This is a genomic window from Lysobacter sp. CA199, assembly GCF_052078715.1.
In the GTDB taxonomy this organism is placed as follows: domain Bacteria; phylum Pseudomonadota; class Gammaproteobacteria; order Xanthomonadales; family Xanthomonadaceae; genus Lysobacter.
The window spans coordinates 1-15,122 of record NZ_JBQJIL010000012.1 but is presented as its reverse complement, the minus strand read 5'-3'; the positions used below and the strand labels follow the sequence as shown (position 1 = coordinate 15,122).

At 65.3% G+C, this 15,122-nt stretch carries 20 protein-coding genes and 1 rRNA gene; 20 read left to right on the top strand and 1 reads right to left on the bottom strand.

Annotated elements, in window-relative coordinates; translation table 11 throughout:
• Nucleotides 1–29 precede the first annotated feature (29 nt).
• The 20 genes from ACTOWJ_RS21325 (at nt 30) to ACTOWJ_RS21230 (ending at nt 14,565) form a co-directional block, all read left to right on the top strand.
• Entirely contained in the window at nt 30–1,760 is a 1,731-nt protein-coding gene (locus ACTOWJ_RS21325) for a hypothetical protein (protein WP_441336623.1), read from the top strand.
• On the top strand, nt 1,757–2,911 hold the full coding sequence (locus tag ACTOWJ_RS21320; RefSeq protein WP_441336622.1) for an ExeA family protein: 1,155 nt from the start codon (nt 1,757–1,759) through the stop codon (nt 2,909–2,911). The genes ACTOWJ_RS21325 and ACTOWJ_RS21320 overlap by 4 nt, the downstream gene beginning before the upstream one ends.
• Entirely contained in the window at nt 2,911–3,165 is a 255-nt protein-coding gene (locus ACTOWJ_RS21315) for a hypothetical protein (protein WP_441336621.1), read from the top strand. The genes ACTOWJ_RS21320 and ACTOWJ_RS21315 overlap by 1 nt, the downstream gene beginning before the upstream one ends.
• Before the next feature lie 11 nt (nt 3,166–3,176).
• Entirely contained in the window at nt 3,177–3,581 is a 405-nt protein-coding gene (locus ACTOWJ_RS21310) for a hypothetical protein (protein ID WP_441336620.1), read from the top strand.
• Nucleotides 3,581–3,964, top strand: coding sequence for a hypothetical protein (locus ACTOWJ_RS21305; protein ID WP_441336619.1), 384 nt, complete (start codon nt 3,581–3,583; stop codon nt 3,962–3,964). Before ACTOWJ_RS21310 ends, ACTOWJ_RS21305 begins: the two co-directional genes overlap by 1 nt.
• Nucleotides 3,961–4,251, top strand: a complete 291-nt coding sequence (locus ACTOWJ_RS21300) for a hypothetical protein (RefSeq protein WP_441336618.1) — start codon at nt 3,961–3,963, stop codon at nt 4,249–4,251. The genes ACTOWJ_RS21305 and ACTOWJ_RS21300 overlap by 4 nt, the downstream gene beginning before the upstream one ends.
• Nucleotides 4,244–4,456: a hypothetical protein gene (locus ACTOWJ_RS21295; RefSeq protein ID WP_441336617.1), complete on the top strand. Its 213-nt coding sequence runs from the start codon at nt 4,244–4,246 to the stop codon at nt 4,454–4,456. Before ACTOWJ_RS21300 ends, ACTOWJ_RS21295 begins: the two co-directional genes overlap by 8 nt.
• Nucleotides 4,446–5,210 (top strand): hypothetical protein, encoded by a 765-nt coding sequence (locus ACTOWJ_RS21290; RefSeq protein WP_441336616.1) that lies wholly within the window; start codon nt 4,446–4,448, stop codon nt 5,208–5,210. The genes ACTOWJ_RS21295 and ACTOWJ_RS21290 overlap by 11 nt, the downstream gene beginning before the upstream one ends.
• A 63-nt stretch (nt 5,211–5,273) precedes the next feature.
• The gene (locus ACTOWJ_RS21285) at nt 5,274–5,810 is read left to right on the top strand and encodes a host-nuclease inhibitor Gam family protein (protein ID WP_441336615.1); all 537 of its coding nucleotides are present in this window, start codon (nt 5,274–5,276) and stop codon (nt 5,808–5,810) included.
• Nucleotides 5,807–6,157, top strand: a complete 351-nt coding sequence (locus ACTOWJ_RS21280; RefSeq protein WP_441336614.1) for a DUF2528 family protein — start codon at nt 5,807–5,809, stop codon at nt 6,155–6,157. The genes ACTOWJ_RS21285 and ACTOWJ_RS21280 overlap by 4 nt, the downstream gene beginning before the upstream one ends.
• Nucleotides 6,154–6,495 carry a hypothetical protein gene (locus ACTOWJ_RS21275; RefSeq protein ID WP_441336613.1) on the top strand — a complete coding sequence of 114 codons (342 nt, stop codon included), beginning with the start codon at nt 6,154–6,156 and terminating at the stop codon, nt 6,493–6,495. The genes ACTOWJ_RS21280 and ACTOWJ_RS21275 overlap by 4 nt, the downstream gene beginning before the upstream one ends.
• Nucleotides 6,492–7,151, top strand: coding sequence for a hypothetical protein (locus ACTOWJ_RS21270; protein WP_441336612.1), 660 nt, complete (start codon nt 6,492–6,494; stop codon nt 7,149–7,151). The genes ACTOWJ_RS21275 and ACTOWJ_RS21270 overlap by 4 nt, the downstream gene beginning before the upstream one ends.
• The gene (locus ACTOWJ_RS21265; protein WP_441336611.1) at nt 7,144–7,635 is read left to right on the top strand and encodes a phage protein GemA/Gp16 family protein; all 492 of its coding nucleotides are present in this window, start codon (nt 7,144–7,146) and stop codon (nt 7,633–7,635) included. The genes ACTOWJ_RS21270 and ACTOWJ_RS21265 overlap by 8 nt, the downstream gene beginning before the upstream one ends.
• On the top strand, nt 7,632–7,991 hold the full coding sequence (locus ACTOWJ_RS21260; RefSeq protein WP_441336610.1) for a Mor transcription activator family protein: 360 nt from the start codon (nt 7,632–7,634) through the stop codon (nt 7,989–7,991). The genes ACTOWJ_RS21265 and ACTOWJ_RS21260 overlap by 4 nt, the downstream gene beginning before the upstream one ends.
• 177 nt (nt 7,992–8,168) lie before the next feature.
• Nucleotides 8,169–9,926 carry a M28 family metallopeptidase gene (locus tag ACTOWJ_RS21255; RefSeq protein ID WP_441336609.1) on the top strand — a complete coding sequence of 586 codons (1,758 nt, stop codon included), beginning with the start codon at nt 8,169–8,171 and terminating at the stop codon, nt 9,924–9,926.
• Nucleotides 9,927–10,072: 146 nt separating this feature from the next.
• Nucleotides 10,073–10,468 (top strand): MAPEG family protein, encoded by a 396-nt coding sequence (locus tag ACTOWJ_RS21250; RefSeq protein ID WP_441336608.1) that lies wholly within the window; start codon nt 10,073–10,075, stop codon nt 10,466–10,468.
• Nucleotides 10,469–10,619: 151 nt separating this feature from the next.
• The gene (locus ACTOWJ_RS21245; protein ID WP_441336607.1) at nt 10,620–11,354 is read left to right on the top strand and encodes a 2OG-Fe dioxygenase family protein; all 735 of its coding nucleotides are present in this window, start codon (nt 10,620–10,622) and stop codon (nt 11,352–11,354) included.
• Between the two features lie 89 nt (nt 11,355–11,443).
• Nucleotides 11,444–12,559 carry a DJ-1/PfpI family protein gene (locus tag ACTOWJ_RS21240; RefSeq protein ID WP_441336606.1) on the top strand — a complete coding sequence of 372 codons (1,116 nt, stop codon included), beginning with the start codon at nt 11,444–11,446 and terminating at the stop codon, nt 12,557–12,559.
• 6 nt (nt 12,560–12,565) lie between these two features.
• Nucleotides 12,566–13,252 carry a response regulator transcription factor gene (locus tag ACTOWJ_RS21235; protein ID WP_441336605.1) on the top strand — a complete coding sequence of 229 codons (687 nt, stop codon included), beginning with the start codon at nt 12,566–12,568 and terminating at the stop codon, nt 13,250–13,252.
• Nucleotides 13,249–14,565, top strand: a complete 1,317-nt coding sequence (locus ACTOWJ_RS21230; protein WP_441336604.1) for a sensor histidine kinase — start codon at nt 13,249–13,251, stop codon at nt 14,563–14,565. The genes ACTOWJ_RS21235 and ACTOWJ_RS21230 overlap by 4 nt, the downstream gene beginning before the upstream one ends.
• A gap of 479 nt (nt 14,566–15,044) precedes the next feature.
• Here the strand turns inward: ACTOWJ_RS21230 and rrf are convergent.
• A 5S ribosomal RNA gene (gene rrf / locus ACTOWJ_RS21225) occupies nt 15,045–15,122 on the bottom strand; the annotation flags it as partial.

The following is a 15,122-nucleotide window of genomic DNA, read 5'->3' as shown; positions in this document are numbered from 1 at the left end:
TGACCGCACAGCGCGGTCAGAAGGGGGCTGTGACCCAGCGATTGGCGGAGCAGCTCGGTTGCAGCGTGCAGACCGCGCACAGGTACATCAGCGGCGCGCTCTCGGGCGTACGAATCCGGAAGCGTCGTTCCGATCGCAATACCTCCGACTGGACGAACGAGGAACTGAAAACGGTCTCCGGCTTTTTGCTGGAGACCAACCGTCAAACGGGCAAGCAGCTCGGCGACGTAGCCGGCGCGCTCGACACGCTGCGTGCGAACCGGCTCATTCGCGGCGAGTCGATCGACGTCGCTACCGGCGAAGTTCGACTGCTCAGCCCCAGTTCCTGCGCCAAAGCCCTGCGTGCCAACCGCCTGCACCCTGGGCAGCTGCGCGCACCGACTCCGAAGATATCCCTCAGTACGGAACACCCCAATCAGGTATGGCAGGCGGACCCGAGCCTGTGCGTCCTGTACTACCTCAAGCGCACCGCCGGCCTGTGCGCGATGCCGGTCGCCGAGTTCAACAAGAACAAGCCGAAGAACTTGGACCGCATCGCCAACGATCGGGTGTGGCGCTACGTCTTCACCGATCACGCGTCGGGGGCCTTCTACGTCGAATACGTGCTGGGCGCGGAATCCGGCGCGAACTTGTGCAGCACCTTCATCAATGCCATGCAGCGCCGCGGCGCCGATGATCCGATGTGCGGCGCCCCCCGCATGATCATGGTGGACCCGGGTAGCGCGAACACCAGCGCGATGTTCAAAAATCTGTGTGCCGCGCTCGGCGTCCAGGTGTGGGTGAACCAACCGGGGCAACCGTGGGCCAAGGGGCAGGTCGAGAAGACCAACGATCTGGTCGAACGCAAGTTCGAACATCGTCTGCGCTTCCAGCCGGTTCCGGATCTCGATGCGCTGAACATCGCGGCCTGGGCCTGGATGCGAAACTTCAACGCGACAGCTCAGCACAGTCGGCACAAGTCCTCGCGCTACCAAGCATGGATGACGATCACGCCTGCGCAGTTGCGCATTCCGCCGAACGCTTCGGCGTGCATGCGCCTGGCGACGCGTGCGCCCGAGGATCGCGTGGTGAACGCGCTGCTGCAGATTTCGTTCCGCGGTCGCAAGTTCGATGTGTCGGGAGTGCCAGGCGTCATCGTCGGCGAGAAGCTGCGGGTCGCCAGCAACGCATTCAGTACCACCAATGGCGCCCAGGTGCTGATCACGGGCGAAGACGACCGCGATACCTGGTACGAGGTGGAACCGCTGCTCGCCGACAGCTATGGCTTCATCAATGCGGTCCCGGTCGGAACATTCCATGCGCACCGCGAGACCCCGGCCGATACCAATCGTAAGGCGGTCGAGCGCTTGGTGATGGGCGCGGAGACCGACGGCGAGGCCGTGGCGAAACGCAAAGCCCGGGCTCTGCCATTCGGCGGCGCGGTCGATGCCAGCCTCTCGATCGCACAAGCGCCCAGCGTCGCGCACCTTCCCCGCGCCGGTACGGCAATCGACGTCCAAACACCTGACGTCAGGGTGGCAGCGCCGCGTGTCGAGGTTCCAGCCATTCGTGCGGAACTGGCGCCGCTGAACACCTACGAGGCCGCAACGCGGCTCAAGCCGCTGGTGGAGCGCAGCGGACACACCTGGACGGCGGAGATGTACGCGCGGACGGCCGAGCGCTGGGCAGATGGCCTGCCGATCGACCAGGTCGAGGCATGGGCCACCGAACTGACGACGCAGCCGCGCAACGGCTTGCGTGTGGTGGGAGGTGCCGCGTGACGCTCCGATTGAAATCGATCCTCGCCGACGCCGCCATCAAGCAGGGCGCGCTCGCCAAAGCCGTCGGCCTCAGCCGTCCCGCGCTGAATGCCCTCATCAACCACAACCAGCTCCCGCGCGGACTCGCTCGCGACAGCGTGGATCGGCTGATCACCCAGTACCTGAAAAACCACGGCGCCGACTACGGCCGCTGGAACGAAGAGGAGCCGCCGTGCGCGAACACGGCGGCCCCGGACTCCCCGCAGCTCACTACCACCGACGAGGAAGAGCAGATGCTACTACGCAAACACAGTTTAACACCGCAGGCCCGGCGCCACTTCCAGCTGGCCGGCGACCCGTTCGCCGATCCGGTCACGGCCGAAGAGGTCTTTCTCAGCAGCGACATCCGCTATGTGCGCGAGTCGGTCTATCAGACCGCGCGCCACGGCGGGTTCATCGCGGTAGTCGGCGAAAGCGGCTCGGGCAAATCGACCCTGCGCGAAGAACTGACCGATCGCATCCACCGCGAGGAGGTGCCGATCATCCTGATCGAGCCGTACGTGCTGGCGATGGAAAGCAACGACCAGGTCGGCAAGACCCTCAAGAGCCAGCATATCGCCGAGTCGATCATGGCAGGGGTGTCCCCGCTCACCAAGTTGAAGAACAGCCCGGAGCAGCGGTTCAAGCAATTGCACGAAGCGCTGCGCGACAGCGCCCGCGCCGGCCACAGCCACGCGCTGCTGATCGAAGAAGCCCACGCCCTGCCGTTGGCCACGCTCAAGCACCTGAAGCGCTTCCGCGAGTTGAAGGATGGGTTGCGCCCGTTGCTGTCGGTGATCCTGATCGGTCAGCCCGAGTTGGGCGCGAAGCTGTCCGAACATAACCCGGAAGTACGGGAGGTCGTGCAGCGCATCGAAGTGATCACGATGCAACCGTTGGATTCGGAACTGGAGAACTACCTCTCTTTCCGCTTCAAGCGGTTGGGCATGCCGCTCAACAAGATCATCGAGACGGCCGCGATCGAGGCTTTACGCAAGAAGCTCACGCCCGCTCGCGGCGTCGGTTCGCTGCTGTATCCGCAGGCGATCCACAATGCGTTGGCCGCTGCCATGAACCGCGCGGCGGATCTCGGGGCGCCGGTCGTCAGCAAGCAGCTGGTGGAGGCCGCCTGATGGAACTCAGTCACGCACAGCTGCGACTGATCGCGCAGATCCACGACGCCAACGCCGAGTTCGGCGTCGCACACATCATCGAGCCCCACCAGCGAGCCGACGCCGAAGCGCTGCGCAGCGTCGGCCTGCTGTGGGAACACACGTCCCCGCCGAGCCGATCCACCGGCTACAGCGTCACGATCGCCGGCCTCGACACCTACAACCTCGCGATCCGCGCCCGCAATGCTCAGGGCGCTTGGAAAGCCATCAGCTGACAGGAGTCACCATGTCCATGTTCAACAACGAGTGCGCGGATCGCGCGGCTCAAACCGCCCTGCAGTTGGTCACTTTGGAGCGCGCGCGCCAGGTCACCGTCAAAGGCTACGACTTTCACCACGACGACGAACACGACCGCGGCCAGCTCGCCATCGCGGCGGCGGCATATCTGCTGCCCCTGTGGCTGAATCCCGACGTCGCGTTTGTCGAGAACAACGGTCTCAGCGTCCTGCCGGTGATCGACTTCATCGAACAACACACATTCGGGCCGTTCGAGCGCCATGACGGGGACTACTCAGAGACGAATGTGCAGGTCGACCTTCGCGTCGAAACCCTGATCACTGGCGTCGCTCTGGGACTGGCGGAGATCGAGCGGCTTCTGCGCCTGAAGAGCGCAATGGAGGCGAACAGCTGATGCAGATGTCGCTGCTCCTGCGCGAGATCACTCCCGAAGCCGTGCTGCACGCGCTGGAAAGCGCAGTGGGCGAGGCCAAGGGGCTGAGTGCGCAGGTGTTGGTGACTTCGATCATGGGCGTGCACGCACCGGCCGATGAACGTCGGCTGCGCCAAGTGATCGAGAAGTTGCGCATTGACGGTCATCCGATCTGCGCGACGCCGAGCAGCGGCTACTTCCTCGCGGCCAACGGCGAGGACATCGACAAGACCGGCGCGTTCCTGGTGAGCCGCGCCATGACCACTTTGCGGCAGGTGTGCGCGATGAAGCGCCGCGCCGTGCCGGATCTGTATGGGCAGCTAGGGCTGCCCCTCCCTTCGGATTCTGACGAGGTTTCATCATGAGCAATCGAGGCATTCAATCCGCGCTGACCGCTGCATCCACCGCGATCAAGCGCCTGACCCGGCAGGGCATCACGGTCAAGGGCGTGAGCTACGTCGCCGTGCCGGCCGGCAAAGGCCGCAAGGCGGTCCTGACGGTGGATCGCCGCCCGAAGTTCTCGCGCTTCGGCCTGAAATCCAGCCGCCCTAGCGCAACGTGCGTCGAGCACGTTTGGGCAGCGCCGTTCTACGGCGTGCAACTGGAGTACGTCGAGTATCTGCCGATTACGCGGGCGGTGGGTCATGGGTAAGTTCGTGGCTCTTCCCACCCGCAATGTTGGCGCGTTCCGGCAGTTCGACAATGCCGACGAAGCCGTGGCTTCCGTGGCCGCGCAGGTCGATCGCGAGCGTCTGACCTATGTCGTCGTGCAGTTGGTGTGCGCTGTCGCGCCCTCGACGCTGCCGCGCGTTGTCGTCACACCCATCGACACCCCGGAGGTCGACCATGTTGGGTAATCCCAGCCCCATCACCAAAGCCATCGGCGCCGCGTTATTGGCCGCAGGTTCTGGTTTGCTGCAGCGCGAAGTCGTCGAGGCTTGCTCCGAGTATTCGCCCAGTTCGGTTCGGCAAGCGTTATCACAGAGTTTCGCGGGCGGCTGGCTGATCCGCAACGGCGCGTGGGGGGCCTATCTCTACGAACCGTCGCCGGAACTTCGCGCGTATCTGGGCGGGAGCGGTGCCGAGTTGGAGCCGGCGAGCGTCGGCCCCGCGCTCAGCGCCCCCAACACTGCGGCCTCGATCGGACTGGTCTGTACGCCGCCAGGGCCGCCGCCCAGCCCTGCGGACGCGCGCGACGCGGTCAAGCGCAGTCTCGACGACGATATCGCGTACACCCAGCAGGACATCGAGAACGAGCTGGGCGACCGATTTCCATCGCACCTGGTGCGCTCGGTACTCGCCGACGGCGTCATGGATGGCTGGCTGGTTTCGCGATACGACGCCGATGAGAAGGCCCGCGTCTACCGTCTTGCCGACAACACCGGCGCACCGACCCTCGCGGACGCTCTGGCGAACGCCACCCAGGCAGCGGCTTCTAAGGCCCACGCCCAACCCGAGGAGCGTTCGCTCGTTGCCGAGCTGGACATGCTCACGGCTCAGCTGAGCAAGGTGATCGATGGACTGCCCGCCGAGTCGCTCGGGCGCGCTCCGTTGCATCTGAATCTCGCATTCGGCGCGCTTTGCGCTGCGCGGTACGAGGCCGCGCGCTAACCGAATCCAACGCGACCGGTGGCAAACGGACGCCCCCAGCAGCATCAATTTTGGAGCATTGCAATGAGCAAAAAATCCACCCGTGTAAAGGCCGATGCCGTGGAGCATTGGGTGCCGGGCAGCCGCGACGAAGTCAACGCCGCGATCGGCGAGATCGGCGCGCTGCACCGCAAGCGGCAGCGTTTGGAAGCCGGCATGAACGACACGCTCGCCAAGGTCAAGGCCACGTTCGAAGATCAGGCCAAGCCGCTCGGCGAGCAGATTGCCGAGAAGATGCGCGGCGTGCATCTGTGGTGCGAGGCGAATCGCGCGACCCTGACGCGCGACGGCAGGGTCAAATTCCACGACTTCGCGACCGGCCAGGTTCGTTGGCGTTTCGCGCCGTGGAGCGTGTCGATCAGCAAGGCGGCGGAGCTGGTCAAGCGCCTCAAGGACGATTACCAGGGCAAGTACCTGCGCACCAAGGAAGAGATCGACAAGACCAAGCTGCTCGCCGATCGCGAGTCGCTCGACAAGCCGATCAAGGGCGTGACCTTCAAGCAGAAGGAGGAGTTTGCCGTGGTCCCGCACGAATCGAAGATCGAGGAGGTCCAGTCGTGAAGAAGCGCTATTGCGTCTCCGACGCAGACACCGATATGTCGGTGACTATCGAAATCGATCACGACGTGATCGATCCATACGCCGCCGAGATCAATAACTTCTGGACCGGATCGGCGGAACGGTTGGCTGCCGCTAACGGCGATCTGACCGTGGTGGTGGCTCGCCTCGCCGGTGCCAGCTTTCTCGACTTCGTGCTCAATGGAACGCACGTCCATTACGCCCTTCAGGATAAGTTCGACGCGCTGGAGGGCTGGCCCGGCCAGGGTATTCGGATCATCGACTTCGATGCCAGTTACCTTCCCGAATTCGACGACGTGGACCTGGTCGTGGTGGAGGTGCCCCGATGAGCTACGCCATCACGCCTACGGCCAGCCGTGCGCTGCCGCCGTTGCCCAAGGCCGCAGCGGATCGCACCGGGCGCCCGGCGGCGGAGCTGCAGCAGTTCGTAACCGTCGAATCGCTGGCGTTCTCCATCGCGGACGAGTCGGCACGCGCGGACATCGAGACCATGTGCCCGTACCAATACGACGCATCGGGGCGCCCCTGGTTCGATACCACGCTGGTGACCGACGTCGACGATCGGCCTTATGTCGAGGCGGCCCTGCAGTACCTCATTCTGCGCGACCTGATCCAGCTCAGTCCGCAGTCGCCCAATCTCGTCGGCTTCGCGGAGATCCAATCATGAACACCCACGTCGATGATCAGATGCCCGTGCAGCTCATGACGGTCATTCACTTCCGACAGGACGCCGACCAGAAAGCGGAGTTCTACATTCGTGGCGATACGCTCTGGAAAAGCCCCGCATGCATGGCACAGGGCCTTGATCCGTTGGAGTGCCTGGTGGTCGGCACCGCGATGGTGACGATGCTGCCCACGCCGCTCCCGGCCGCTGTGTTCAAAACCCAGTTGCTGGCGAGCGTTGCATCGGAGCCTGCACCCACGCCCGTGCCGAATGCGACAGGCGCGGGCTCTAGGTCGGTCGGAATCCTGATCGACCTGTCGGACGATGGTCGCGTTGTCGATTTCCGCGCAACCGTAGAGGTCGACGGCGAAACGATGGTGCTTTCGGGTCTCTCAAAAGGAGAAGCGGCCGCGCTCCGCCCGCTTCTTGGCCAGCGCGTCGAGATTGCGATTGGCGCCGTGCAGCAAGCGGTGGCCGGCGCTGTCGAACCTTATGGTTACCTGCGTGAGCAGGATGGTCGCGTGCAGCTCAGCATCGGAGCGGAGCGGCCCGCCGACCGTTCCAGCGGTTACGCGACACCGTGGGCGCCCATCTACTCCAGCCCGCCCACGGCCCATTTGGTGCGAGCTGATGCAACCCAGGAGCGCGCCGATGCCTAAACGTCGCGACGGCGGGCGTCCGAAGTCCGATCGCAACCGCCAACTGGCCCGTATCCATATGGCCCAGCAGCAGGCTGGCCTGGACGATGATGCCTATCGCGACCTGCTGGAGCGTGTAACCGGCAAGCGTTCGGCCAGCGCCATGACCCCAGGGGAGCATTTGGCTGTCCTGGGCGAGTTCGCGCGCTTGGCGCCCCGGGGCCGGGCGGTCCGAGCAGCGGCGAAGAAGGGACGGGCTTACCTGGGCCGCCCGCGTGATGTGGCCGCGGTGCCGCTTCTGACCAAGATCGAGGCACTGCTGGCGGACGCCTCCCGCGAATGGGCCTACGCCCACGGCTTGGCCAAGCGGATGTTCCGGGTCAACCGCCTGGAATGGTGCAACGCCGACCAACTGCGGCGCCTGGTCGCCGCCCTGCAGATCGATGCAAACCGACGGGCCGCCACCGCGGCCGATGCGGACCAGGGGCCGAGCGCCGCCCCATGAACGCGATGGACGTCCGCCGCAGCGAACTGTTCTCCCAGGCCGCCGCCCGCGCCGCGGAGACGGCCCGCCTGCTGGGTGTCGCCGCCGACGTCGCCGAGCAGATCGGCGCGGCGGTGGCTGACGCGCTCGCCCAGGACTGGGCGGGGCAGGTCATCAGCATCCCGGTGGACTATGCATTCAGGCTCGCGCAACGCGATCGCCTGATCCTTGAGGAGTACCGTCGAGGCGGGTGCTCCTTTGCCGAGCTGGCACGCAAGTACAATATGACCGACCGTGGTATGCGCAAGCTGATCGAGCGCGCCAGGGTTCGGGATCGACAGCTTGCTCAGTTGGACATGTTCGGCTCTCAGGGCTGATTGCACGTCCTGCAATCCTTTGCCAGCCGCCCGTCGTCTTCCTCCATCATCCGGCGTCTTCCAGGCTAAATATCTCTCCTGGCCTCCCCGAATATCTCACCCCCGAACACCCGGCCCAAACCCTAGAATGGACCTCCCCCACCCCCGGCCCACCCGCCGCTCCTGGAGGTTCCGCTCTTGTCCCGAACGACCCCGTTTTTGAAAGCCACCTCGCTGGTGGCCGCCGCTCTGGCGCTGTCGGCATGCAACCAGCCCGCCGGCAACGCGCCGGCCCCGGCCCAGCCGTCCGCGGCGCCGACCCAGACTGCCGCCGATCACGCCTTCGACGGCGCGATCAATGCCGCCGACTTCGCCCAGCACGTCAAGACGCTGGCCTCCGACGAGTTCGAAGGCCGCGCGCCCGGCAGCGCCGGCGAGGAAAAAACCGTTCAGTACCTGGAAGCGCAGTTCAAGCGCCTGGGACTGAAGCCCGGCAACGGCGACAGCTATTTCCAGACCGTGCCGATGGTGGAAACCACCGCCGATGAAACCACCACGCTCAAGCTCGACGTCAAGGGACAGGCGCGCGAGCTGAAGTTCGGCAGCGACATGGTGGTGGGCACGCGTACCGGCCAGCCGGAAGTGACGATCGACGCCAGCGACCTGGTCTTCGTCGGTTACGGCGTCAACGCGCCCGAGCAGCAGTGGAACGACTACGCCGGCGTCGACGTCAAGGGCAAGACGGTGGTGATGTTCGTCAACGACCCGGGGTTCCATGGCCAGGACGCGACCTTGTTCGAAGGCAAGCGGATGACCTATTACGGCCGCTGGACCTACAAGTTCGAAGAAGCCGCGCGCCAGGGCGCGAAGGCGGCGTTGATCATTCACGACACCGCCGGTGCTTCGTATGGCTGGGAGGTCGTCAGGAACTCATGGTCGGGCGCGCAGTTCGATCTGCCGGCCAAGGACGATCCCGAACCGCGCCTGCCGGTGCAGGGCTGGATCACCAGCGATGCCGCGCGCAAGCTGCTCGGCGATCTGGGCCAGAACCTCGATCAGCTGTATCAGGCCGCCGGCAAGCGCGGCTTCAAGGCGATCGCGCTGCAGGCCAAGGCCTCGGTGGATATGAAGAGCAAGATCAGCGAGAAGTCCTCGCGCAACGTGATCGCACGCCTGGACGGCGCCAAGCGTCCGGACGAAGCCATCGTCTACATGGCGCATTGGGATCACCTGGGCAATCACACCGGCGAAGGCGGCCACGAAGGTCATGGCGCCGACGCCAAGACCACCGGTCCGGACACGATCTACAACGGCGCGGTCGATAACGCGTCGGGCGTGGCCGGCATCCTGGAGATCGCCGAGGCCTTCACCAAGCAGACGCCGCCGCCGGATCGCTCGCTGCTGTTCCTGGCGGTGACCCTGGAAGAATCGGGCCTGCTAGGTTCCAAGTACTACGTCGCCCATCCGACCGTGCCGCTGAACAAGACGGTGGCGGTGATCAATCTCGATGCGATGCCGATCATCGGCAAGGCGCGCGATATGACCGTGGTCGGCTACGGCAGCTCCGAGCTCGAAGACATCCTCAAGACCGTGGCCGACAGTCAGCAGCGCGTACTGCATGCCGAAGGCACGCCGCAGGACGGTTTCTATTTCCGCTCCGATCATTTCAACTTCGCCAAGGCCGGCGTCCCCGCGCTGTACGCCAAGGGCGGCGACGATCTGCTCGAAGGCGGCGTGGAGGCAGGCCAGAAGGCCCAGGTCGACTACCGCGACAACCGCTATCACAAGCCGGCCGACCAGTTCGACGCGGCCTGGAAGCTCGACGGCGTGGTCCAGGACCTGGACGCGCTGTACGGCGTGGGCAAGGTCCTGGCCGGCAACGAACAGTGGCCGAACTGGTACGAAGGCAACGCCTTCCGCGCCGCGCACGACAAGCTGATGACGCCGGCGAAGTAAACCGTGCCAGCGTCCGCGCCGATCGCTGCAAGGATCGGCCTGGACGCAGCGGCACGTCGAAGCGACGACGGCGCCCCCTGGGCGCCGTCGTTTTTCCGCTACGCTGAGCGGGCCGCGACGTCGCGGTCCGGCTGCAAGGAAGGTTTATGTCGATGACGATCGCTTATTGGTGTCTGCTGGCCGCGGCCCTGCTGCCGTACCTGTGGACCGCCATCGCCAAGGCCAACGGCCAGCGCTACGACAACCGCGATCCGCGCGGCTGGCAGGCGCGCCAGGACAATCCGCGCTCGAAAGCCGCCTACGCCGCCCATCTCAATGCGTTCGAGGCCTTCCCGGCGTTCGCCGCGGGCGTGCTGGGCGCGCAGTTGGCCGGCGTGGACACCCAGTGGATCGTGATCCTCTCGGTCGCCTTCATCGTCTTGCGCATTCTCCACGGCGTGTTCTACCTCGTCGGCAAGGCGCCGCTGCGCAGCCTGGCGTGGGTGGGCGGATTCGCCTGCGTGATCGCGCTGCTGGTGTTGGCGGCGTTGGCGGCGATCTGAACGCCAAGGCGCACGGCATGCATCGACGGGTCCGAATGGCGTTGCGATGGCGGCGGGGCGCCTGCGATCCCCGCCTTGCGCGCTAGCCCTCGCCAGCCGCGCATCGCCGCCCCTGCCCGTTTCGTTGCGCCGCTTTTCGCCGAGTCCGACCATGCCCTCGCTTCCGTTGTCCGATCACCACGAGTTCGCCCGTTCACTGCACGACAGCGGCTTCCGCTTCGTCGCCGGCGCCGACATGCGCACGCACTTGTTGCAGCATGGTTCGCTGGCGGACTGGGATGCGTTCGCCGCGAGTTGGAGCCAACTCGCGCCCGATGCCTACCTGGCCCAGGTCGGTCGCCATCGCCGGCGCCGGCACGCGGTGTTCCGCGCCGGGCGCGAGGGCGCGATCGAGCGACAGGCGCATCAGCCGCACTATCAGAGCCTGAACTACAACGCGTTGCAGGGCGATATCGAACGCTGGTTCGAGCCGGTCGGCGATGAGATCGCGCAAGGCGACAGCATGCGCACCGTCCTGGCGTTCTGCCGCGATTTCTTTTCCGCGCTCGCGCCGCAGACCTCGACCTGGCATGTCGAACTGCACCAGTTCCGGATCGAAGCGCGCGCGGATCAGGAAGGCCAGCCGACACCCGAAGGCGTGCACCGCGACGGGGTCGACTATGTGCTCGTGCTGCTCATCGACCGTCACAACATCCTCAGCGGGACCACCACCATCCACGCGGCCGACGGCGCGGAACTGGGCAGTTTTACCCTGACCGCACCGCTCGACGCCGCCTTGGTCGACGACTCGCGCGTGTTCCACGGCGTCACCACGGTAACGCCGCAGGATCCGCAGCGCGAAGCGCATCGCGACGTGTTGGTGGTGACGTTCCGCAAGACGGCCTGATCGCGGCGCCGGCCGCGCGCCGGCCGCGTTTGAAGTTTGATTCACAACCGGCGTCGACACTGAGGCCTCCTGATATCCGGAGCGCCTCCATGACCTCGCACCTCCTGCACCGTGCCGTACTGGCTTTCTCGCTGCTGCTGGCCGCGCTGCCTGCGCTGGCCGCCGACAAGATTCTGATCGTGGTCAGCAGCGAAGGCCGCGACCAGGGCAAGACCCGGCCAGGGTTCGAGATGGACGAATTCGCCCAGGCGTATCTGATCTTTCGCGACAACGGCTATGTGGTCGATGTCGCCAGCCCCGCAGGCGGTCGCGTCGAGGCCGACAAATACGACGCCAAAGAACCTTTCAACGCACGCCTGCTGACCGATCCCGACGCCTCCAAGCAGTTGGCCGCGACCCGCAGGACCAGTGAAGTGCGTGCCGCCGAGTACGCCGCCGTCTATGTGGTCGGCGGCAAGGGCGCGATGTTCGACCTGCCCGTCGACACGGCCCTGCAGAAGGTGCTGGCCGACATCTACGAACGCGGCGGCGTGGTCGCCGCGGTCTGTCACGGCCCTGCCTCGCTGGTCGAGGTGCGCCTGGGCAACGGCGCGTGGCTGGTCGACGGCAAGCGCATGACCGGTTTCAGCAACGAAGAAGAAGCGGTGTTCGGCAAGCGTTGGGCAAAGCAATACCGGTTCCAACTCGAGGACGCGCTCAAGGCGCGAGGTGCGCAATGGCAGGAAGCGGCGTTGATGATGCCCAAGCTGGTGGTCGACGGTCGCTTGATCACCGGTCAGAACCCATACTCGACGCCCGCGGTCGCCGAAGCCATCGTGACCACGCTGGGCCGTCGGCCCAAGGCGCGTACGCCGTGGCGCGACGAACGCACCCTGGGACTGGTGCAACGCCTGCTGTCCGGCGATTCCGACGCCGCGCGCAAGGCGCTGGCCGACGACCGCGACGGTTATCACGTGCAGCTGATCGGCCTGCTCGGCTATTACCAACTCCAGTCCACCCAGGATCCGGCCGCCAACCGCGACGCGCTGGCGATCATGCAGTTGGCCGCGCCGTACATGCCCGAGCCGCAACTGCGGCTGGGCATGGCCGAGGCGCATTTGCGATTGGGCGATCGCGAACGCGCGCGATCGCTGGTCGGCGAGGTACTGGAAAGCCACCCCGACATGGCCGAAGCTAAGCAACTGTTGCAACGCATCGGAAGCTGAGCGGCGATGGTGGAGCGTCTGCGCATACTCGTGGTCGAAGATCATCTGCCGTTGCGGGCGGCGATGGCGGCGATGTTCGAGTCGCACGGCCATCGGGCGGACTTCGCAGCCGATGGCCGCACCGGTCTTCGGTTGGCCCTGGACGATCCGCCCGACGTGTTGGTGCTGGATCTCAACCTGCCCGGCCTGGACGGCTTGCGGGTATGCGCCGAACTGCGCGAACGCGCCGACCGGCGCATCCCAGTGCTGATGCTCACCGCCCGCGACACGCTCGCCGACAAGCTCAAGGGCTTTCAGGCCGGCGCCGACGATTATCTGGTCAAGCCATTCGCTGGCGAAGAATTGCTCGCCCGCTGCCTGGCGCTGTCGCAACGCCATCGCGGCGGCGAAAGCCATCTGCTGCGCATCGGTCCGCTCGCCATCGATCGCCAGCTCGGTCGTGCGCAGCGCGACGGCATCGCGCTCGATCTGCATCAGACCGCTTATCGGATCCTGCTGATCCTCGCCGAGGCGTGGCCGCGCACGCTGACCCGCACCGAGCTCATGCAGCGGCTGTGGGGCGAACAGAGTCCGCCTTCCGACCCATTGCGCTCGCATCTGTACCTGCTGCGGCAAGCACTCGACAAACCATTCGTCTGGCCGATGCTGCACACCGTTCATGGGGTCGGCTTCAAGTTGCAGGAACGCCCGTGAAGCGCCCGCGGCGGCGTCTGCGCAATCGGCTCATGCTCGCGTTCGGCGGCTTCGCCGTGCTGGTCGCCGGCTTGTTCGGTCTGTATGCGATGAGTTTCATGTACGCGACCGAGGACGCATTCTTCGAAGCGGCTCTGCAAGAAGAGGCCGTGGCGTTGGAACGCGCGCGGCGCGCTCATGGCCGTTGGGAAACCCCGCGCAGTCCGTACATGAAGGTCTACACCGCTCTAGCGCAGTTTCCGGACGATCTGCGCGAGCGTTACCAGCGCGAATTCTGGCGCGAGGAGTTCGCCGGGCGCGACGGTCGCCACTACCACATCAAAACGCTTTCGGCTTCGAATCCTGCCGACGGCGCGTGGCTGGTCGCCGAAGTCAGCCGGCAATTGGTCGTCCGGCCGATTCGCGACCGGGTCCTGCAGCTGCTGGCCTGGTCCGCGGCGGCCGTACTGGCCTTGGCTCTGGCGATCGCTTACTGGTTGGCGCGGCGCACCGCCGCACCGCTGGCGCGGCTGGCCACGCAGGTGGGCTCGATCACGCCGCAGCATCTTCCCGTCCTGGCAGTACCCGAGCGCTCCGACGACGAAATCGGCCTCGTCGCGCAGGGGGTCAGCGATCTGGTCGAACGCATCCGCACCTTCATCGGACGCGAACGTGAGTTCACCCGCGACGCCAGCCATGAACTGCGTACGCCATTGGCGGTGATCGGCAGCACCAGCGAACGCTTGCTGGAAGAACCGGGTCTGTCGCCGGCCGGCCGCCAACATCTGATCCATCTACGCCAATCGGCGCTGCAGCTCGAACGAACCGTCGCCATGCTGCTGAGTCTGGCCCGCGAAACCCAGGATGCTCCGCCCATGACGGGCCCTGTCGCCGTACTGCCGCTGTTGGAACGCGTGATCCTGGATCAGGCGGTGTTGCTTGAAGGCAAATCGATCGAACTCGATATCGACGTTCCATCCGACGTCCATAGCGAACTGCCCGAACCGGTGCTGCACATTGTGCTGTCGAACTTGATCGGCAACGCCTTCGCGCATACCGAAGCCGGGCGCGTGCGCATCGGGGTCGACCACGGTGAACACGGCCGCGGGACTCGTCTTTGCATCGCCAACAGCGGCTACGACATCGCACCCGAGCTGCTCGCCAGCGTGCATCGACCATATCGGCGCCGCGAAGGCAGCGCCGGGCTCGGGCTCGGACTGGCCATCGTCCGACGGCTGTGCGAGCGCTATCGCATCGATCTGGACATCCAGACCTTGGACGGACTTACCCGGGTCGAGTTCGGACTGGCGCCTTTGGCTGAAGCTGCAAAGTAGGCGGTCAACGCCCTTCCGATCGGATCGGGTTTCGAGCGATTCCGGCGACCTCTGATGGGCGACTTCGCGGGTAACGGCGCGGTGTGAATCCGGCGGCCGGTGCTGCCGCTTTGGCGCCTGAAAAATAGGTCCCGCCTGTGGCCCAGGTAGTCATGGGAGGCTCGAATCTTGCCTGGCCTGGGTCGCGTAATAACCGGGCCCGGCAAAACGGGACTGCTGGAGATTTCGGCGAACTTACTGGATTCAAATAATCCGACTTTATGAAGTTCCGATCTCGAATCGCCAATCGACGGCTCTGAGTGAGAGCAGGCGAATCGTCCTGAGTAAGGAGGTATCCACGGTGGCCGCCACATCTTCCCATCATCCAAAACGAAAACACCGCGACGGAATCGTCGCGGTGTTTGTGTGAGCGGCCGGGGCTTTGTTCTACGCCCAAAGAAAAACGCCGCAACCAATGGTTGCGGCGTTTAGGGTAAAGCCCCTGGCGATGACCTACTCTTGCATGGCTTAAGCCACACTACCATCGGCGCATATGCGTTTCACTTCCGAGTTCGGGA